The organism is Bradyrhizobium sp. UNPF46 (genome assembly GCF_006658625.1).
Lineage (GTDB): Bacteria > Pseudomonadota > Alphaproteobacteria > Rhizobiales > Xanthobacteraceae > Bradyrhizobium > Bradyrhizobium nitroreducens.
Genome location: NZ_LFJB01000086.1, coordinates 1 through 20,083 on the forward strand (window position 1 = coordinate 1; position 20,083 = coordinate 20,083).

General features: G+C 66.3%; 15 protein-coding genes and 1 pseudogene. 6 read left to right on the top strand and 10 right to left on the bottom strand.

Annotated features, from left to right (window positions below; all coding sequences use genetic code 11):
- Positions 1-388: 388 nt before the first annotated feature.
- Entirely contained in the window at positions 389-1,495 is a 1,107-nt protein-coding gene (atzD, locus tag UNPF46_RS30760) for a cyanuric acid amidohydrolase (RefSeq protein ID WP_142252499.1), read from the top strand.
- A 108-nt stretch (positions 1,496-1,603) separates the two neighbouring features.
- Positions 1,604-3,079: an amidase gene (locus tag UNPF46_RS30765; RefSeq protein ID WP_181770187.1), complete on the top strand. Its 1,476-nt coding sequence runs from the start codon at positions 1,604-1,606 to the stop codon at positions 3,077-3,079.
- A gap of 19 nt (positions 3,080-3,098) precedes the next feature.
- On the opposite strand, the gene UNPF46_RS30770 is transcribed toward UNPF46_RS30765, so the two are convergent.
- The 4 genes and pseudogenes from UNPF46_RS30770 to UNPF46_RS37980 form a co-directional block, all read right to left on the bottom strand.
- Positions 3,099-4,325, bottom strand: a complete 1,227-nt coding sequence (locus UNPF46_RS30770) for an LON peptidase substrate-binding domain-containing protein (RefSeq protein WP_142252500.1) — start codon at positions 4,323-4,325, stop codon at positions 3,099-3,101.
- 184 nt (positions 4,326-4,509) lie between these two features.
- Positions 4,510-4,731 (bottom strand): annotated as a pseudogene (locus tag UNPF46_RS38410) (hypothetical protein); the annotation flags it as partial.
- 128 nt (positions 4,732-4,859) lie between these two features.
- On the bottom strand, positions 4,860-5,402 hold the full coding sequence (locus tag UNPF46_RS30780) for a peptidoglycan-binding domain-containing protein (RefSeq protein WP_142252501.1): 543 nt from the start codon (positions 5,400-5,402) through the stop codon (positions 4,860-4,862).
- A gap of 174 nt (positions 5,403-5,576) precedes the next feature.
- On the bottom strand, positions 5,577-5,897 hold the full coding sequence (locus tag UNPF46_RS37980; protein ID WP_174719027.1) for a hypothetical protein: 321 nt from the start codon (positions 5,895-5,897) through the stop codon (positions 5,577-5,579).
- A gap of 134 nt (positions 5,898-6,031) precedes the next feature.
- On the opposite strand from UNPF46_RS37980, the gene UNPF46_RS30790 reads away from it, so the two are divergent.
- Positions 6,032-6,940, top strand: a complete 909-nt coding sequence (locus UNPF46_RS30790) for a PaaI family thioesterase (RefSeq protein ID WP_142252502.1) — start codon at positions 6,032-6,034, stop codon at positions 6,938-6,940.
- A gap of 67 nt (positions 6,941-7,007) precedes the next feature.
- Positions 7,008-7,373: a hypothetical protein gene (locus UNPF46_RS30795; RefSeq protein WP_181770188.1), complete on the top strand. Its 366-nt coding sequence runs from the start codon at positions 7,008-7,010 to the stop codon at positions 7,371-7,373.
- Here UNPF46_RS30795 and poxB read toward each other — a convergent pair.
- The 3 genes from poxB to UNPF46_RS30810 form a co-directional block, all read right to left on the bottom strand.
- Positions 7,370-9,106, bottom strand: a complete 1,737-nt coding sequence (poxB, locus tag UNPF46_RS30800; protein ID WP_142252503.1) for a ubiquinone-dependent pyruvate dehydrogenase — start codon at positions 9,104-9,106, stop codon at positions 7,370-7,372. The two genes, UNPF46_RS30795 and poxB, sit on opposite strands and share 4 nt — an antisense overlap.
- A 108-nt stretch (positions 9,107-9,214) precedes the next feature.
- Positions 9,215-9,847, bottom strand: coding sequence for a 2-dehydro-3-deoxy-6-phosphogalactonate aldolase (locus UNPF46_RS30805; protein ID WP_142252504.1), 633 nt, complete (start codon positions 9,845-9,847; stop codon positions 9,215-9,217).
- Between the two features lies 1 nt (position 9,848).
- Positions 9,849-10,775: a 2-dehydro-3-deoxygalactonokinase gene (locus UNPF46_RS30810; RefSeq protein ID WP_142252505.1), complete on the bottom strand. Its 927-nt coding sequence runs from the start codon at positions 10,773-10,775 to the stop codon at positions 9,849-9,851.
- 214 nt (positions 10,776-10,989) lie between these two features.
- On the opposite strand from UNPF46_RS30810, the gene UNPF46_RS30815 reads away from it, so the two are divergent.
- Entirely contained in the window at positions 10,990-12,087 is a 1,098-nt protein-coding gene (locus tag UNPF46_RS30815) for an LLM class flavin-dependent oxidoreductase (RefSeq protein WP_174719025.1), read from the top strand.
- Positions 12,088-12,201: 114 nt separating this feature from the next.
- Positions 12,202-12,771, top strand: coding sequence for a flavin reductase family protein (locus UNPF46_RS30820; RefSeq protein WP_181770189.1), 570 nt, complete (start codon positions 12,202-12,204; stop codon positions 12,769-12,771).
- Between the two features lie 181 nt (positions 12,772-12,952).
- Here UNPF46_RS30820 and UNPF46_RS30825 read toward each other — a convergent pair whose 3' ends face one another.
- The 3 genes from UNPF46_RS30825 to UNPF46_RS30840 all read right to left on the bottom strand — a co-directional run bounded on the left by UNPF46_RS30825 (position 12,953) and on the right by UNPF46_RS30840 (position 20,055).
- The gene (locus UNPF46_RS30825) at positions 12,953-14,818 is read right to left on the bottom strand and encodes a sigma-54-dependent Fis family transcriptional regulator (RefSeq protein WP_181770190.1); all 1,866 of its coding nucleotides are present in this window, start codon (positions 14,816-14,818) and stop codon (positions 12,953-12,955) included.
- Between the two features lie 197 nt (positions 14,819-15,015).
- Positions 15,016-18,321: an acetyl-CoA carboxylase family protein gene (locus UNPF46_RS30835; protein ID WP_181770191.1), complete on the bottom strand. Its 3,306-nt coding sequence runs from the start codon at positions 18,319-18,321 to the stop codon at positions 15,016-15,018.
- A gap of 12 nt (positions 18,322-18,333) precedes the next feature.
- Positions 18,334-20,055, bottom strand: a complete 1,722-nt coding sequence (locus UNPF46_RS30840; RefSeq protein WP_142252509.1) for an AMP-binding protein — start codon at positions 20,053-20,055, stop codon at positions 18,334-18,336.
- Positions 20,056-20,083 lie beyond the last annotated feature (28 nt).

Genomic DNA, 20,083 nt, shown 5'->3' on the forward strand with positions numbered 1-20,083 from the left:
CCGTGCACGACGCTGATAGCGTCCACCGCTCCCCGATCCGCGGCTCGTTGCGACGTACGACCGCCCCTTTCGCCGGATCAGGATGGGCAACACATACGCCGAAACCGAATTTCGGTAAAGTGGAATATTTTTGGTGGGCGCGATTGACAGGCCCGCGAAACAGCGACGTCGGCGACCATCGTCTTTGCTGTCATTCCGCTGTCATTCCGGGGCGCGCCACTCGGCGCGAGCCCGGAATCCATTTGACCGCATAGCGCGCTGCTCGATGGATTTCGGGCTCGCGCTTCGCGCGCCCCGGAATGACCTAGACTGTTGCGTCTTGACATCCACTCCGCTTCCACGGCTGGTAGCCCTGCCGGACCACCGAACCTTCCACGGGGACTCTCTTATGCGATCAACATCGGTCGGCGTCTTCAAGGTCGCCACCAAGGGCCCTGGCGACGTCTCCGGCCTCATCAGCCTGATCGTTTCAGGCGCGATCGATCCAGCCGCAATCCTGGCGATCCTCGGCAAGACCGAGGGCAATGGCGGCGTCAACGACTTCACGCGGGAATATGCCGTTGCGGCGCTGTGCACTGCCCTCGCGCCGAAGCTCGGCCTGACGCCACATGAGGTCGAGCAGCGCATTGCGTTCGTGATGTCGGGCGGCACCGAGGGCGTGCTCAGCCCGCACATCACGGTGTTTACCCGCGCGGAGATCCGTGGTCCGCCCGGCATCTCAGGCAAGCGCCTGAGCATCGGCATGGCGCAGACCCGGGATTTCCTGCCTGAAGAGCTTGGCCGCTCGGCGCAGATCGCCGAGACCGCCAAGGCCGTGAAGGCCGCGATGGCGGATGCCGGCATCAGCGATCCCGCCGACGTCCATTTCGTGCAGATCAAGTGCCCGCTGCTCACCAGCGAGCGCGTCGAGGCGGCGGCCGCGCGCGGCAACAAGACCGCGACGACCAGCTCTTACAGCTCGATGGCCTATTCGCGCGGCGCCTCCGCGCTCGGGGTTGCGGTCGCGCTCGGCGAGGTCACATCCGACATCCGCGACGAGGACGTGCTGCGGCGCCATGATCTGTTCTCGAAGGTCGCCTCGACCTCGTCCGGAATCGAGCTGATGCATAACGTCGTCATCGTGCTCGGCAATTCGGACACTTCAGCCAGCGCTTTCGAGATCGGGCATGCCGTGATGAACGACGCGATCGACGCGCCCGCGGTGGTGTCTGCGTTGCAGAGCGTCGGGCTCGAGGTCGCGCCGCAGGCAAAAGCGGGCCGCGAGCTCGTCAACATCTTCGCCAAGGCCGAGGCTTCGCCCGATGGCAGCGTGCGCGGCTTCCGTCACACCATGCTGGAAGATACCGACATCAGCTCGACACGTCATGCCCGCGCTGCGGTCGGCGGCCTGATCGCGGGCCTTGCCGGCACCGGAATGGTCTATGTCTCCGGCGGCGCCGAGCATCAGGGGCCGGCCGGCGGCGGCCCGGTTGCGGCGATCGCGCGACTGTTCTAATGACGCCGACCTCTCCGCCCGGCGCAACCCTGCCCCTCGTGCCGGCTCAGTTGATTCACGCGGGACCTTGCTCAAAAGCTGACGCCGCACCTCAAGGGATTTGACTTCATGACTTTGCCGATGAGCTGGACGGAATGGGCGCAGCACGATGGCGTCGCGCTGGCGGGGCGGGTCCGCAAGGGCGAACTGACCGCGAAGGAGCTGGCGCGGCAGGCCGCCGCCGGCGTCGCCAAGGTCAATCCGGCGCTGTCGGGCGTGGTCGAGCTGTTCGAGGACGTGATCGCCGATCCCGCCAAGGACGGCGCCAATCTCGCAGGTCCCTTCGCCGGCCTGCCGTTCCTGATGAAGGATCTCGGGCCGACCATGAAGGGCCGGCTCCAGGAGATGGGCTCGCTCTTGATGCGCGGCAACCGCGCCGCGGCCGATACCTTCCTCACCGGTAAATTCCGCCAGGCGGGGCTCAACCTGATCGGACGCACCACGACGCCGGAATTCGGCGTGTGCTCTTCGGCCGACAATCCCGCCGTCTACGTCACCCGCAATCCCTGGAATACCGACTACACCACCTGCGGCTCGTCGGCGGGCAGCGCGGCGATGGTCGCCGCCGGCGTGGTGCCGATCGCGCATGCCACCGATGGCGGCGGCTCGATCCGCATTCCCGCCGGCGTCAACGGCAATATCGGATTGAAGGTCTCGCGCGGCGTGTTCTCGCTCGCGCCCCACATGTCCGACCTTACCGGCCTCGTCTCGATCCAGGGCTGCCAGTCTCGCAGCGTGCGCGACACCGCCGCCTTCGTCGATCACGCCCGCGGCCCTGCGCCCGGCGAGTTCATGCCGTTCTGGACCACGGCGCAGCCTTATTCGGAGATGATCAAGCGCGATCCGGGCAAGCTGCGCATCGCGTTGTCTCACACCTGGGGCGACTACACCGCGACGCCTGAACTCGCAGCCGAGCTGGAGAAGACCGGCCGCTTCCTCGAAGGCCTCGGCCATCATGTCGACTACGCGCTGCCGGAGCTGGATTTCCGCGCCGCGTTCGAGGCACAGACGATGTGCTACATCTCGAACTTCGCAGTGGTCATCTCCAACATGCTCGCCGCGCGCGGGCTGGAAAAGCCGCCCGAAGACCTGATCGAGCCGATGAACATCCGGATCTGGGAAGCCGGCCGGCACACGACATTCGCCGAGCGCGCGAAGATGCAGGGCGTGTTCAACACCACCTCGCGTGGCTTCGGCGCCTTCTTCGAGCAGTGGGACGTGATCCTGACGCCGATCACCGCGCTGCCGACGCCGAAAGTCGGCACCAGGGAATATCTCACCATCTCCGACAATCCCGATGTGCTCGACTGGTTCGGCAATCTCTGGCGCTTCTTCGCCTTCACCCCGCTCGCCAATCTCTGCGGCATGCCCGCAATCTCGATGCCGATGGCGAGCCAGGACCACGGCCTGCCGCTCGGCATCCAGGCGATCGCCAAGCAGGCCAATGACGGCCTCTTGCTGCAACTCGCCGCCCAGATCGAGCGCGCGCTCGACGGCAAGTGGAACGGCGGCGCGACCGCGAAGGTGCATGTGACCAAGGCGTGAGCTGCCGCCGCTTTCTCCTCTAGCCCTTGTCCTCGGCACTCGCTTTCGCGATGGCCTTGTCCACGCGCCAGCGCGATACGTCTTGCTCGGCGAGGAAGCGCACCGCGGGACTTCGTGTCTCCGGAAACAAGGCGACGAGTGCGTTGGCGCCGGTCACGGCAGAATTACCGACCTCCTGGGCGTGCAGCGCGGCCCGGCGGTCGACGCGCTGGAATGCAGCGGTCGGCGCTGCAGCACCGGTCTCGACCACCATGCGAGCGAGCTCCTTGTCTAGATAGTCGGTCAGGCTCTGCCTGAGCGTGCCGAGATCGGCGTTGCAGGCCTGCAGCACAGGCGCGGCATCGCCGTCTTCGGTCAACGCCAGCAGAAGGTGTTCCAGCGTTGCAAACTGATGCCGGCGCCGGTCGGCAAGATCGAGCGCCCGGCGGCGTGTGGCGCCATAGGCCGGCGTGAACGGGAGAGACGACACGTCGAGCAACGCATCGATCTTCTCCAGCCGCTTCACGGGATCGAGGATTGCCAGCAGCTCATACTTGTCCTTGACCGACAGCTTCATCCGCGTCGCCATTGTATCGGCGATATGCCCGACGTCGCGCGTCTGGTCGAGGAACAGCCAGACATCAGGCATCAGCAGACCGTGGGCCGCCGCATAATCCTCGAAGCGCTGGATGGTCCGGCGGACCAGGTCAGGAGCGTCAGCAGGTGGACTGACGGGCAATTCGAAGGCCTCGGACCGGTAACCGTTGTTCGTCGCCGCGAAGCTGCGAAGCCCGACGCGGCGGATTCCGCGCGTCAGGACCCTGATCGAGCCGTCGGAGAGCCGTTCGAGCTCGACCAATTGAGCGAGCAGACCGACCTCGTAGACGTCGGCAAATTGCGGCTCATCGACGGTCGCGTCGCGCTGAATTGCACAGACCATCTCACGTGCGCCCTCGAACGCATGGTTGAGCGCCAGCACGGTGTTCTCGCGCGCGACGAACAGCGGAAAGCTTGCGTTTGGAAACGGCACGAAGTCGCGCAAGGGGACGGCCGGATAGACCGCCGTCGAGCCTTTGAGCCTTACGATCGGCGCCGGCGTGTCGCGGCGTCTGGTCTGAAGCATTGCCGACAGTGTATTCCAATCGGCAACGCCCAGCATTCTCGACACCAGTTCGAGGCTTTCGCTGTAACTGATGGTGACGGCCTTGGTGGTCAGGGATTCGCGCAGGGTCTGCGCCATAGCCTTGGCATCGCGAAAATCGCGCATCGGTTCGTCCTCTGCATGAGCGATCCAGATGTATCAGGCGGTTGCGTTGCTGACCCGGACGCTCGGGCAAAGGGGAGGCCGATGACGGCTCGATACGTTCACCATTCCACGGAGGGTGCAACCGGCAGGTCGTATCAACCTGCACGGAAGGTGGCGCAAAGATAAATCGCTGTCAATTGCGATCTCAATTCTTCACCGCCGGGATGTCCTCCGCCGGCGGCTGCTGCTGGCCCTGCTGGTACATCGCCAGCGCCTTGTCGAGGGCTTCGCGCAGCGCCAGCGCGGCGGCGACGCTGCAGCGCAGATGCGCGGTCTGGACAACATCGACCCTGACGGCGGCACCGACCGGCAGCAGGAGGTTCGCGGCGAGCTCGATCTGGATCGCATCGTCGTGATGGCCGAAGCAGGGTTGCGCAGGCCAATGACGGCCTCTTGCTGCAACTCGCCGCCCAGATCGAGCGCGCGCTCGACGGCAAGTGGAACGGCGGCAAGAAGCCGAAGGTGCATGTGATGAACGGGTGAGCGGAGGCCCGATCAGGGCTTCGGCTTGGGACTCTCGGTCGGCGGCCAGGTGCCGGTCGCCTTCGTGTATTCGCTCTTCATCCGGTCGTATGTCTGGGCCCCGATCATTCCGTCGGGCGTCAGGTTCTGCGCGGTTTGAAAGTCGACGATCGCTTTGAAATAGGCTTCGTTCGCCTCGTCGTCGATCGCACCTTGATAGGTGCCGATACGTGACAAGATCGTCTTGCCCTGCCGCACCGGTACAAACCCGGGCACGCCGAGGAAGCTGGGGAGCGTTTTCGGATTGGCCGCCAGCTTGGCGATCTTCTCCGAGTTGAACTGGTTGATCAGCCCTGCCTCGACCAGGAATTTGAGATTTTGTGCGGCCTCGTCCTTGGTGGGGGCTGTCAACGCCTTCGCGATCAGGGAAAACTCGAACTTCTCGCGCTCGAGCCTGGTATTCCAGAAACCTTGCAGGACGGCGCCGGTACCCGTTCCGATCAGACCGACCACGGCGAGCACCAAGGGAGACGTGAGCCAGGCTGGCGCGACAGATCTGCCTTCCGCATCCGCCATGAGAATTCTCCAGTCCGCGTGTCTTGCCGCGAGACTAGCGCAGGCCGGGAGGCAACGGTAGTGGCCTTGCCATGCTGCACGCTCTCGATGTCCCGTCGCGTGCCGTGGCCCGATGACGGGTTCGCGGAAGTCTCGAACCACGAAGGCCGAACACGATCTCCCAAAAGCGAGATCTCAGTTCTTCACTGCCGGGATGTCCTCCGCCGGCGGTTGCTGCTGGCCCTGCTGGTACATCGCCAGCGCCTTGTCGAGGGCTTCGCGCAATGCCAGCGCGGCGGCGACGCTGCAGCGCAGATGCGCGGTCTGGACCACGTCGACCCTGACGGCGGCACCGACCGGCATCAACAGGTTCGCGGCGAGCTCGATCTGGATCGCGCCGTTGTGATGGCCGAAGCACGACGCGCCGTCGAAATAGATGATCGGCGCCCGCTCCGAGCTGGAGCTCGAAATGATGACGGGCCCCTGATTGGCGGCGGGCGTTTCGGGGTCGGCCATGGGCGCTCCTTGCAGTTCGTCGACGAACGAAGCGCCCACCATCGGCGCTTCGGTCCGCCCTGTCGAGGCCAAACCGGCCCGCGCGGGACCTATCCGGGGTTTTGCGCGGCGCCCGACTGGTCTAGAACCTCCCCATGAGCACCACACCAACCACGCTTGCCTTCGAGGAACTCGCGGAGGCGATCAAGGGCCGCCGCTCCGACTACGGCCACATCAGCGGGCTCCAGCTCGACCGCTTCGCGCCCAGCGAAGCCTGGTCCAGCCTGCCCTATCGTCCCGTCTTCGTCGGCGACACCGAGACCGGCGTGCTGCATGGCGGCGTCGTCACCGCGATGCTGGACGAGAGCTGCGGCATGGCCGTGCAGCTTGCGCTCGACGGCACGCGCGCGATCGCGACGCTCGACCTGCGCATCGACTACCAGAAGCCGGCGACGCCCGGCCTCGACATCAAGGCGCATTCGGTCTGCTACCGCACCACGCGCTCGATCGCTTTCGTGCGCTCCACCGCCTATCAGGAATCCGAGGACGATCCGGTGGCGACCGCGACCGCCTGCTTCATGGTCGGCGCCAACCGCACCAACATGCTCGCCGATCGCCGGATGAGTGCGCTGGACATACCGGCGCTGGAGGCGCCGGAGGATCCGGCTGGGCCGTTCGCACGCAGCCCCTTTGCGCGCTGGCTCGGCATCCGCGTCAACGACGATGGCACGCTGACGATGCCGTTCTCACCAAAGATCATCGGCAATCCGATCCTGCCCGCGATCCATGGCGGCATGACCGGGGCCTTCCTCGAAACCACCGCCGTCATCGGCGTCGGGCGCGAGCTCGCCACGGCCGCGCCGCCCAAGCCGATTGGGCTCACCGTCAACTATTTGCGCTCCGGCCGCGCGCTCGACACGTTCGCCAACGTCTCGATCGTGAAGCAGGGCCGCCGCATCGTCGCCTTCGAGGCGCGCGCCTGGCAGGACGATGCGGACAAGCCGATCGCCACCGCTTTCGGTCATTTCATGCTGCGCCCGACGCCGGGACATGACGAGGAATGAGCGCATTTTGACTTGACGGCCGCGGCTCCGGCCACAACGATAGTACGTCTCCGCGAGAGGTATTGGATTGCGGCATCCGCTCGACATCGTTGCCATGTTCGCCGCGCTGTGGCTGCTGGCCTCGATGATGCTCGACGCGTTGACGCCGAAGGAGCTGACCGCGATCATGATCGCGGTGGCAATCGGCCCCGCGATCGTCATCACTGCCGTGTTCTATTACCTGCGCTGCCCGCGCACCGACTTCGCGGTGATCTTCGCGGCGCTGTGGCTGATCTCGGACATCGCCATCGCCTTCGTCTCACCGACGCAGCTGCCGCATTTCCTGATCGTGCTCGGCTTCCTGCCGGCCCTGGTGATCGGCGCCGTGCTGCACTGGCAGCGCTTCCAGCGCCGCCACGAGCAGCTGCCCGCGCCTTCGGTGAAGCGGGGCTAACGCGGCAAGAGGTTCGTCTTCGCAAGATCCAGCACCTCGTCGCCGCGGCCGTTCATCACCGCGCGCAGCACCCAGAGGCTGAAGCCCTTGACCTGCTCGGCCGTGATGGTCGGCGGCATCGACAGCTCCTGCTTGGCGGTGACGACGTCGAGCAGCGCCGGCCCGTCGTGCGCCAGCATCTCCTTCACGGCACCGGGGAGCTCGCCGGGATCCTCGACACGCCTTGCAAAGATGCCCATCGCGCGCGCCATCGCCGCGAAATCAGGGTTCTGCAGGTCGACATTGGTGTCGACGAAGCCCGCGGCCTTCATCTCCAGCGCGACGAAACCGAGCACGCCGTTGTTGAAGACGACCACCTTCACCGGCAGCTTCTCCTGCGTCAGCGTGATGAGATCGCCCATCAGCATGGTGAAGCCGCCGTCGCCCGACAGCGAGATCACCTGGCGGCCGGGCTGCGCGGCCTGCGCGCCGATCGCCTGCGGCATCGCATTGGCCATCGAGCCGTGCACGAAGGAGCCGATCAGCCGGCGACGGCCGTTCATGCCGAGATAGCGTGCCGCCCACACCGTCGGCGTGCCGACATCGGCGGTGAAGACCGCATCGTCGGAGGCATGGTCGCTGATCACCTTGGCGAGATATTGCGGATGGATCGGTTTGCTGCCAGGCGTGCCCTTGGCCAGTGAGTCCAGTCCCTCGCGCGCCTTCTTGTAATGCGCAACGGCATCGTCGAGATGCTTGCGCTGCGCCTTCGCCTTCAGCAGCGGCAGCAGGGCCTCGATGGTCAGCTTGACGTCGCCGACGAGGCCGAGATCGATCTTGCAGCGCCGTCCGAGATTTTCGGGGCGGATGTCGACCTGTGCGACCTTCGCGTCAACGGGGAAGAACTGCTTGTAGGGAAAGTCGGTGCCGAGCATCACCAGCGTGTCGCAGGCATGCATGGCGGCGTAGCCGGAGGAGAAGCCGATGAAGCCGGTCATGCCGACGTCGTAAGGGTTGTCGTACTCGACATGCTCCTTGCCGCCGAGCGCATGCACGATCGGGCTCTTCAGCGTCTCGGCGAGCTGCATCAGCGGCGCGTGCGCGCCGGCGCAGCCGCGGCCGCAGAACAGGGTGACGCGGTCGGCGCTGTTGAGGAGATCGGCCAGCGCCTGCAGCTCATCGGCATGCGGCACCACCTTCGGCGCGGCCACGCTGAGGCCGCGCGTCGTCGACAGCGCGCGCTTCGGCGGGCTGCGGAAGGCGACGTCACCAGGCATGGCGACGACCGCGACGCCGCGCAGGCCCACCGCCGCGCGGATCGCGTTCTCCAGCACGAAAGGAAGCTGGCTCGGATCGGAGACCAGCTCGCAATAATGGCTGCATTCGCGGAACAGGTTCTGCGGATGGGTCTCCTGGAAGTAACCGCCGCCGATCTCCGCGGTCGGGATCTGCGCGGCGATCGCCAGCACGGGAACGCGGCTGCGATGGGCGTCGAACAGGCCGTTGATCAGATGCAGATTGCCGGGGCCGCAGGAGCCCGCGCACACCGCGAGGCTCCCGGTCATCTCGGCTTCGCCGGCGGCCGCGAAGGCGGCGACCTCCTCGTGGCGGACATGGACCCATTCGATCGTGCCGCGGCGGCGCAGCGCCTCGGTCAGGGCGTTCAGGCTGTCGCCGACGATGCCGTAGATGCGCTTGACGCCGGCCTGCTCGAGCGTTTCCACGAACAGATCGGCCACGTTGTTGATCGCCATGTCGGTCTCCTGATGCGCCGGTCACACTGCGCGATGTATCAACATCAGCATCGCGGCAATATGAGGCACAATAGGCTATGACAGGTTCACGGCTAGTTTATTGACGGATCAGTCTTTCGCAATTGCCCGATCATAGGCGGTGATCGTCGCCTTCGCGCGCGATGCGACGTCGGCGGCGCTCATGCCGGGCTTGTAGAGGCTGGAGCCAAGCCCGAAGGCGGTGACGCCGCCCTTGATGTATTCGGCAAAGTTCTGGTCGGAGACGCCGCCGACCGCGGCGATCATCACGCCAGCCGGCAGCACGGCGCGGATCGCGGCGATGCCGGAGGCGCCGAGCACGCTGGCCGGAAAGAATTTCAGGCCCGATGCGCCCGAGTGCGCGGCGAGCAGCGCCTCGGTCGGCGAGAACACGCCGGGCAACGTGATCATGGCGTATTGATGCGCACGCGCGAGCACCTGCGTATCCACGTTCGGCGAGACCATCAGTCTGCCGCCGACGTCATTGAGACGATCGACATCCGCGGTGGTCAGCACCGTGCCGGCGCCGATCAGCACGCCTGGAGCTGCCTGCTTCACGGCCATTGCGATGGAGCGAAACGGATCGGGCGAGTTCAGGGGAATCTCGATCGCGGTCAAGCCGGCCTCGATCAGGACGCCGACGATGGCTTCGGTCTCCTCGGGCTTGACGCCGCGCAGGATCGCGACCAGCGGACGCTTCATCGGCGGAAAGGCAACGCTCATCTCAAAGATCCCTTGACTTCGCCCAGATCGCGGCAGCCGCCATCGACAGGCCGCGGCGGACGGCTTCATCCGCATCGACCGGCTGCACGGTGACCGACAAGGCGTCGAAAGCGTGGCGGTACAGCGCGGCCAGCCGGCCCGATGCGATCAGGGTGATGCCCGCTTTCGGCACAACGCCGGAGAGCCCTGCCGCGAGCTCCACGCCGATCAACGTGCCCGACAGCGTCTCGCGCGCTGCCGCCGGCGTGCCACCGAACAGCAGCTGGCGCGAGCGTGCCGTGAACAGGAGATTGGCGGCGAAGGCCGGCGCCGCATAGGCGGCTTTCACGGCGGCCTTGAAGCTCGCGACGTCCTCGGCCTCGTCGGCGCCGGCGACCGCGAACGACAAAATGGTCTCGCGCGAGACCACGCTGAACAGCTCGCCGGACATGAAGGTGGAGAAACCCTCGACGATGCCGCCCCTGGCGCGCACCCATTTCGAATGCGTGCCGGGCATGCAGACCAGCGCCTCGCCCGCGGCTTCAAAGCCGAGCGCGCCGAGCAGCTGCGTTTCCTCGCCGCGCATGACATCCGGCGCGGCTGCATCGCGCTGCGCGATGCCGGGCAGGATGCGGATGTCGCGCGCCTCGCCGGGCACGCGCACGGCCTGCTTCAGGACGGCCGCGAGCGGCGCCGGCGTGTCGACATAGCCGGCCTCGACCCAGCCGGTCCTGGCGCCAGCCATGCCGCAGACGAGAACCGGCAGATGATCCGGCGCTTCGACTGCCGCAAGATGCGATCGCAGCACGGCGGGAAAGCCGGTCTTCGCCGCCGCCAGCATGCCCTCATCGCTGCGGCGCTGGGCCAGCACTTCCCCGGCGCGATCGACCAGCCACAGGCGAAAGCTGCTGGTGCCCCAGTCCACCGCGGCATAAGCGGGTTCGGTCATGCGAAACTGTCCTCGTCTCACGGCCGAGACGCCGTCTCGCGACAATGAGACGACGACGCGGACATCTGCCCCGGGATATCGGCTCTTGCCGCTCCAAACCAGCCCTTTCTCGCAAGTTCGGACACGTCTCGCGCTGGCACACCGCTTGCTGAAGCTCTCCCACTCACATCCGTGAACCGCGCGACAAGACGCGTCAATTATGGAGAGGAAACCCATGGAGATCGGCTATTTCACGATGCCTTCGCATCCGCCGGAGTGCGGCCTGAAGGAAGGACATGATTGGGACCTGCAGGTCCTGCGCTGGCTCGACGAGCTCGGCTACCAGGAGGCCTGGATCGGCGAGCACCACACCGCGCCCTGGGAACCCAATCCCACGCCGGACCTCTTGATCGCGCAGGCCTTGATGCAGACCAAGAAGCTGCGCATCGGACCGGGCGGCTTCCTTTTGCCCTATCACCACCCTGCCGAGCTCGCCAACCGCGTCGCGATGCTCGACCATCTCTCCGAGGGAAGGCTCAATTTCGGCGTCGCCGCGAGCGGCCTGCCAAGCGACTGGGCAATGTTCAACGTCGACGGCATGAGCGGGCAGAACCGCGACATGACCCGTGAGGCGCTCGAGATCATCCTGAAGATGTGGAGCGATCCCGCGCCCTGGACCTACAAGGGCAAGTTCTGGACGGTGACCAAGCCGGACACGATGTTCGACTTCCTCAAGCCCCACATCAAGCCGCTGCAGGCGCCGCATCCGCCGATCGGCGTTGCGGGCCTCTCGAAGAACTCGGACACGCTGAAGCTTGCCGGCGAGCGCGGCTTCATTCCGATGAGCCTCAACCTCAACCCGGCCTATGTCGGCAGCCACTGGGACTCGGTCGAGATCGGCGCCGCCAAAACCGGGCGCAAGCCGAACCGTGCCGACTGGCGCCTCGTGCGCGAGGTGTTCGTCGCCGACACCGACGAGGAGGCCTGGAGGCTCTCGACCGGCGACATGATGGGCCGGATGATGAGCGAGTACTTCCTGCCGCTGCTCGGCCATTTCGGCTTCAAGGACTATCTGAAGCACGCGCCCGATGTGCCTGACAGCGATGTCACCGTCGAATATTGCGCCAAGCGGAACTGGATCGTCGGCTCGCCGGCGACGGTCGCCGAGAAGATCGAGAAGATCTACGACGAGGTCGGCGGCTTCGGCGTGCTCTGCGTGTTCGGCTTCGACTACAAGCACAAGCCGGAAGCCTGGCACCACTCGCTCTCGCTGCTCAAGAACGAGGTGATGCCGCGCGTTGCGCATCTCGGCTCCGCGAAGAAGGCGGCTTGACGCAAGCATGATCCGGAAAAGTGCGTAGCGGTTTTCCGAAGAGATCACGCTAGACTCTTAGCGCCGGGTGCGGCGCGATCGTGCCGCACCCGCATTCATTTCGGAGGTTTCCGCGTGACGGTGGACGCCAATCCTGTTGACGCCAAGGATTTCAAGCAGGCGATGCGCCAATGCGCCGGCGCCGTGGCGCTGGTGACGGTGGGCGCCGAGCACGGCAAGCGCACGGGATTGACGGTGACTTCGGCCTGCTCGCTGTCGGACAAGCCGCCCTCGCTGATCGTCTGTGTCAACCGCAATGCCAGCGCACATGCGCGCATCCGCGAGGAAGGCGCGTTCGCGATCAACTTCCTGCACGAGGATCACGCAATGCTGGCGCTCACCTTCAGCGGCCAGAAGGGCGTCAACGGTGACGACCGCTTCGCCTTCGGCCAGTGGACGCGCGGGGCCACGGGGGCGCCGGTGCTGACGGATGCGGTCGCGGCATTCGACTGCATGCTGGCGCAGGAGTTCGAGACGACGACGCATTCGATCTTCGTCGGCGAGGTGCGCAGCGTGTCGCATTCCGACGGGGCTTCGCCACTCGTCTATCTGCGCAGCAGTTTCCACGTCCCCCACGAAATCCGCGGCACCGTGACGGTCGGCGACCGCGATTCGCGGCATCTGAGCTGGAGCGATTTTTCGTAAGGAACGCTGCGCTGTTTCCTTCTCCCCTTGTGGGAGAAGGTGGCGCGAAGCGCCGGATGAGGGGTATATCTCCGCGCGCTCAGCTGAGAGTTGGACTCGTGGAGAGAAACCCCTCACCCGTCTCGCCGCTACGCGGCGATCCACCCTCTCCCACAAGGGGGAGAGGGGAAGAAGGAAACGTCTACTGCGCGGCCTCGATCTTCAGCTGCTTGATTTTCCGATAGAGCGTCGCGCGGCCAAGCTTCAGCGCGCGGGCAGCTTCAGTGACGCGGCCGCCATGCTTGCGCAGCGCCTCGACGATCGTGGCACGCTCGGCCGCGGCGAGATCGGGTTCTGCTCGCCCGCCGAACGGCGGCAGATCGAGATCGGCATCGGTGATCACCGCATCCTCCGCCGTGCAGCCGGCGAGCCGCAGCACGTGGCGGAGCTGGCGAATGTTGCCGGGATAGGAATAAGCGGAGAGCCGCGACCACGCTTCGTCCGAGACGCGGCAATTCGGCGCCTCCTCGCGCGCGATCTGGCGGATGACGTCGTCCCGGTCGGCGCGTTCGCGCAGGGCCGGCAGCCGCACCTCCAGGCCGCGCAGGCGGAAATAGAGATCGGCGCGGAATGCGCCTTCTTCGGCCATGCGGCCGAGGTCGCGGTGGGTGGCGCTGATCAGGCGGATATCGACGGCGACAGGCTTGAGCGCGCCGAGCGGCCAGACCTCGCGGTTTTCCAGCACCCGCAACAGCCGCGTCTGCAGTGCGATCGGCATGTCGCCGATCTCGTCGAGGAACAGCGTGCCCCCGTCGGCCTGCACGATCAGCCCCTTCGAGCCGTCGCGCCGCGCGCCGGTGAAAGCGCCGGCCTCGTAGCCGAACAGTTCGGCGTCGATCAGGCTCTCCGGCATCGCCGCGCAGTTCAGCGCGACATAATTGCCGCGCACCCGGCCGCTCGCGGCGTGGATGGCGCGGGCGAACAAATCCTTGCCGACGCCGGTCTCGCCATACAGCAGCACGGGCAGATTGTGATCGCCTATGCTGCGGAGCCGCTTGACGCTTCTGATCAGCCCGGGATCGCGGCCGGCGAGCCGATACAGCGCGTCGAAACGGTCGACAGGCGCGTCGCGGCGCGGTGCAACCGGGCGCGTAGAGGATCTTGCGCGCAGCGGCGGCGCGACATGACCCTGGCCCAGCGCGCTGCCGTCGGCGCGGCGCAGCTCGACGAGCTCGTCCGCGCCGCGGCCTGCATGATGATCGAACTTGACGTAGCGCGACAGGTCGATCCCGGATGCGATCAAGCCGTCGGTGAGGCCCAGCAGTGCGCGCGCCGAACGGCAGGCGCCGACGATGCGGCGATCGTCGTCATAGGCAAGCAGACCGCTGCCGCCGTCGCCCGGCACGGTCGCGATCCAGGCGTTGCGGAAATGATCGCGGAAGATCGCCCCTTCCATGCGCCGGGTCGCCTCCATCGTCACCGCAAGCGCGAGCTGATGCGCAGCGCGCTCGAGATCCTCCCGGCAAGAGGTGATGTTGATGGCTCCGGCGAGGCGGCCAACATGGTCGAACAGCGGCGCGACCGCGCAGGAGAACATGTGCCACTGCGCGCGAAAATGCTCGTCGCGATGCACCAGGATCGGCTTCTGCTCGGCGAGGCAGGTCCCCAGACCATTGGTGCCCTCGCAGGCCTCGGCAAAATTCGAGCCGGTGTAGATCTTCCAGTCCATGAACAGACGCGCATCCGCCTCGCCGGGCAGGCGGCTGAACAGCATGGTGGCGTTGGCGTCAGCGAGATTGACGCAATAGCCGGCGTCACGCAGCACGCGGGCGAGGTCATCGAGTTCAGGCGTTGCGAGCCTGATCGTCTCTTCCATCGGCCCGGCAACGTGCCGGATTTCGGCTTCGGTCAACGTCTGCGGCGGTCCCTGCCGGGCCGGATCGAGCTTGTGATTGACCAGGCACCGCCGCCAGGAATTGGCGATCCGCGAAGAGGCATCGACGTCGGCCACATGATTGGCGACGGACAAGACACGGGCGACATGGTTCGAGGCCGAAAGGCTCGCCATCGCGGACGTCTCCACCCTGTATTATTGTGCAAAGTCTGGCACTGCGGATGGAGATGTCAATCGGGAACCCCTCGTCATTCCGGGGCGGCTCGACGAGCCGAACCCGGAATCTCGAGATTCCGGGTTCGATGCTTCGCATCGCCCCGGAATGACGGCTGAAGCTCTAGCGCAACGCAATCAAGATTGCTGCACTGCGCTCACCACGTGTCGATGCAGGGCCTCTTTTTCTCCGTCCGCGCGGGCGGCTTCGGCACCGAACGGAGCCCCGCCATGATCCAGCGCCGGGTCTCGGCGGGGTCGATGACGTTGTCGATCTCGAACACCGAGGCGATCGAGACGGCCTTGCCGTTGGCGTAGAGCTCGGCGACCTTGTTGCGGTAATAGGTCTCGCGCTCCTCGGGGTCGGCGATCGCCTCCATCTCCTTGCGGAAGCCGAGGCGGACGTAACCCTCCAGGCCCATGCCGCCGAACTCGCCGGTCGGCCACGCCGCGGTGAAGAACGAGGCGTGGAAGCCGCCGCCGATCATCGACTGCGCGCCGAGGCCATAGCCCTTGCGCAGCACGATGCCGAACAGCGGCACGGTGAGGCTGGCGCCGGTGACGAACATGCGCGAGACGTGGCGCACGATCGCGGTCTTTTCGGCTTCGGGGCCGACCATGAAGCCGGGCGTGTCGCAGAGCGAGACCACGGGCAGATCGAAGGCATCGCACAGCTGCAGGAAGCGCGCGGCCTTGTCGCCGGCATCGGCGTCGATGGCGCCGCCGAGATGGCGCGGGTTGTTGGCAATCAGGCCGAACGGCTTGCCCTCGATGCGGATCAGCGCGGTGATCATGCCGACACCGTAGTCGCGGCGCAGCTCGAGCACGCTGTCCTTGTCAGCGACGAGGTCGATCACGCTGCGGATGTCGTAGACGCGCAGCCGGTTCTCGGGGATGGCCCGGCGCAGCAGGCGCTGGTCGGCGGCCTGCCACTCCGTCACCGCGCCCTGGAAATAGGACAGGTATTTTTGCGCGACGGATGTCGCCTCTTCTTCGTCCTCGACAAGGATGTCGATGACGCCGTTCGGCGACTGGAACGAGACAGGGCCGACCTCGGCCGGATGATAGACGCCGAGGCCGCCGCCTTCGATCATGGCGGGACCGCCCATGCCGATCGAGGCGTTCTTGGTGGCGATGATCACGTCGCAGCAGCCGAGCATCGCGGCGTTGCCGGCGAAGCAATAGCCGGAGACAACGCCGATGACCGGCACGAGGCCGGAGAGCCGTGCGAACTGCACGAAGGACGGGCCGTCGAGGCCGGTCATGCCGAGCCTATCGGTGTCGCCGGGCCGGCCGCCGCCGCCCTCGGCGTAGAACACCAGCGGCACGCGCCAGTCTTCCGCCAAGGTCAGCATGCGGTCGATCTTCTTGTGGTTCATGTGGCCCTGCGTACCCGCGAGCACGGTGTAGTCGTAGGCCACGACGATGCAGCGCGCGCCCTCGGGGCCGAACTTCTCGCCATTCACGGTGGCGACGCCCATGATGAGGCCGTCGGCCGGCGTGTTCTTGATGAGGTCATCGAGCTTGCGGCGGCGACGCTGCGCCGCGATCGCAAGGCTGCCGTACTCCATGAACGAGCCGTCGTCGACGAGTTGCGCGACGTTCTCGCGCGCGGTGCGCTGGTTGGTGTTGCGTCGGCGCTCGACCGAGGCTGGGCGGTTCGCATCCAGCGTGTTGGCCTGGCGCGCGATCAGCTCGGCAAGATCGGGGCGAATATGGTCGAGGTCGACATCGGCTTCCGCCGCCGCGCTGTCGGCCGCGACGTCGAGCGGCTCGAGATACATGATCGGCTCGCCATGCAGCAGCGTGACGCCATCGCCAGCCACGAGCTTCATGACCCGGCCGCCCTGCTCGGCCATCACGAGATGCTCCATCTTCATGGACTCGATCACGGCAAGCTGCTGGCCCGGGCGCACGATCTCGCCCTCCCTGACCTGGATGGTGACGATGGTGCCTTGCAAGGGCGCAGCGACCATCACCGTGCCTTCGGGCACCATCTGTGCGACGTGCGCCTCGGTGCCGTGAGCACCACTGTGCTCCGTCGCCGCGAAGTAAAGCGGCTTGGCGGCACCATCGGCGGCTTCGACCAGCTTTGCGATGTTGCGATCGATGAAGTCGGTCGCGATGCGGTTGATCCTGAAATCGGGATGCGCCAGCACCGCCTGGAGGAAGGCGATGTTGGTGACGACGCCGTCGATGCGGAATTCGCGCAAAGCGCGCGAGGCCTTGGCGACGACGTCGTGCCAGGCTTCGCCCGGCGTGTGCACGATGACTTTTGCGAGCAGCGAGTCGAAGGCCGCGCTGGTCTTGTAACCGGCGTAGCCGAAACTATCGACGCGAACGCCGGGACCCGACGGCGGCTCGAACACAGCGAGCACGCCGCCGGTCGGATGCGTCGCGCCTGACACGTCCAGCGTCTCCATGTTGACGCGCAGCTGCATGGCATAGCCGCGCGGCTTCGGGATCGATCCCTGCGCCAGGCCGAGCGAGGCCAGCGAAGCTCCCGCAGCGACCGCGAGCTGGGCGCGGACGAGATCGAGGCCGAGCACCTCTTCCGTCACGGTGTGCTCGACCTGGAGCCGCGGATTGGCCTCGATGAAGGCAAAACTGTCCTCGGCGGTGCCGTCGACCAGGAACTCGAAGGTGCCGAGATTGTCGTAAGAGGCCGCCGTCGCAAGCTGCTTCGCCGCCTCGATGATGCGGCCGCGCAGGGGATCGCTCAGCGACGGGCTCGGGGCGACCTCGACCAGCTTCTGGTGCCGGCGCTGGATGGTGCATTCGCGCTCCCAGAGATGGGAAATCGCGCCGTGCTTGTCGCCGATGATCTGCACCTCGATATGGCGCGCCTGCCGGATCAGCCGCTCTGCATAGACGCCGTCGAAGCCGAACGCGGCCTTGGCCTCCGACTGGCAGCGCGCATAGGCTTCCGCGAGATCGGATGCGTTCTCGACCACGCGCATGCCGCGCCCGCCGCCGCCGGCCATCGCCTTGATCACGATCGCCGCGTTGCTGCCGAGCGAGGTGAAGAATGCCGTGATCTCCTCCATCAAGGAAGGCCCGCTGGTGCCGGCGATGATCGGCACGCCGCAACGTTTCGCCAATTGCCGGGCCGCCACCTTGTCGCCGAACAGTTCGAGCGCCGCCGGTTTCGGCCCGACGAAAGTGAGGCCTGCGTCAGCGCAGGCCTTTGCAAACGCCGCATTCTCGCTGAGGAAGCCATAGCCGGGATGCACGGCATCGCAGCCGACGCTCTTCGCCGCCTTCACCACTGCCTCGATGTCGAGATAGGCCCGGGCGCCGCGGCCGGGGATTTCGACGGCGTCATCGGCCACGCGCACATGCAACGACAGCGCATCGTCGGCGGGATGGATCGCCACCGTCGCGATGCCGGCGTCGGCCGCGGCGCGCGCGATACGGATGGCGATCTCGCCGCGATTGGCGATCAGAAGCTTCTTGAACGACATCGTCTCTCTCACTCAGACAGCAGCAGGCGCATTGGGATCGAGATCCTGCTTCTTCACCTTGCCCGTCGCCGTCAGCGGCAGGGCCTCGATAATACGCACTTCCGGAACCTTGTAGACGGCCATGCGCTCGGCGCACCAGGCGCGAATATCCGCGGCGGTCACGGTGCCGACCGCCTCCGGCTTGAGCTGGATATAGGCCACCGGCACCTGGCCCTTGTCCGCGTCGTCGCGCCCGACCACGCCCGAGCCCAGCACCTTCGGATGCTGTCCGAGCAGCGCCTCGATCTCCGGCGGAAACACGCTCATGCCCTTGACCTTCAGCATCTCCTTGCGGCGGCCGAGGAAGTGCAGGAAACCGTCCTTGTCGATCGTGCCGATGTCGCCGGTGCGCAGCCAGCCGTCGATCAGCGATTCCGCGGTTGCTTCCGGCTTGTTCCAGTAGCTCTTGAGCAGCGAGGGCGTGCGCACGCGGATCTCGCCCTCGGCGCCGAGCGGCAGCAGCGCGCCGGTCTCGAAATCGGTGATCTTGAACTCGGCGCCGGGCACCGGCAGGCCGACGAAGATCGGCTGGTTGTTGAGATCGAAATCGTCGTCCTGGAAGCCTGACGTGAAGGTGTTGGAGGTGTGGGTCTCGGTCATGCCCCAGGCCGCCTCCATCAGGATCGTGCCGGTGAGATCCTTCCAGCGCTTGCGGTAATCGGCATTGAGCTTCTTGACGAAGGAGACGACGCGCACCTGCTTCAAGGACGACAGGTCGAATTCGCTCCAGCGCGGATGATCCATCAGCTCGACCGCGCCGTCGACCGGCATCGCGGTGATCGTGACCTTGTACTTGTCGATCGCCGCCATCGCGCCGACGGCGTCCCAACGCGCCAGCAGCACCAGCGTGCCGCCCGAGAACAGCGGGAAGATCAGGCCGAAATTCTCGCCGGCGATCCAGAACTCCGGGAAGAACGACAGGAACACGCTGCTCTCGTCCGACAGCACCGAGATGTTGTAGTTGGCGGCGGCGGTGTAGACCATGTCGCGGTGGGTGTGGACGCAGCCCTTGGGCATGCCGGTGGTGCCGCCGGTGTAGTTGAGCGCGGCGACGTCATCGAGGCCGGGCGGCGGCAGCGGCGTTGGCGCGGGCAGCGCGGCAAGCGCCGGCAGCAGATCGGTCGCGCCAGCGACCGCAACGCGTGGCGTGCGGATCGAGTCCGGCGCGGGAAAGGCAGGCGTCGCCGGAACGACGTCGGCAAAGCTGGTGACGATGATCTCGCGCAGGCGCACCTCGCCGCGGACCTGCTCGACGACGGGGATGAGCTGGTCGAGCGCCACGATCACCTCGGCCTGGGTGTCGTTGAGCTCGTAGGAGAGCTCGAACGCGCGCGACAGCGGGCTGACCGGGACATGGACGGCGCCGAGCTTCAAAATGCCGAAGAACACGATGTGGAATTGCGGACAGTTCGGCAGGAACACGGCGACGCGATCGCCCTTGCGCACGCCCTTGGCGGCCAGCAGCGCCGCAAAGCGGTCGCTCTGTTGGTCGAGCTCGGCATAGGTCATGACGTGACCGTAGAAGATCACCGCGGGCCGCGTGGGGCTCCGCTTCGCCCAGGCGCGCAGATATTCCGTCAAGGGAACTTCGCCGTGCAGATAGTTCGGCGAGCGCGGCACGCCCTGCGGCCAGGCCTTGTCCCACAGGCCGCGCAAGGTGGCGAGGTAGCTCTTCTCGTCGAGGCCCGCGTTCATGGCGTCTTTCCCGTGCTGCTTTTCTCGT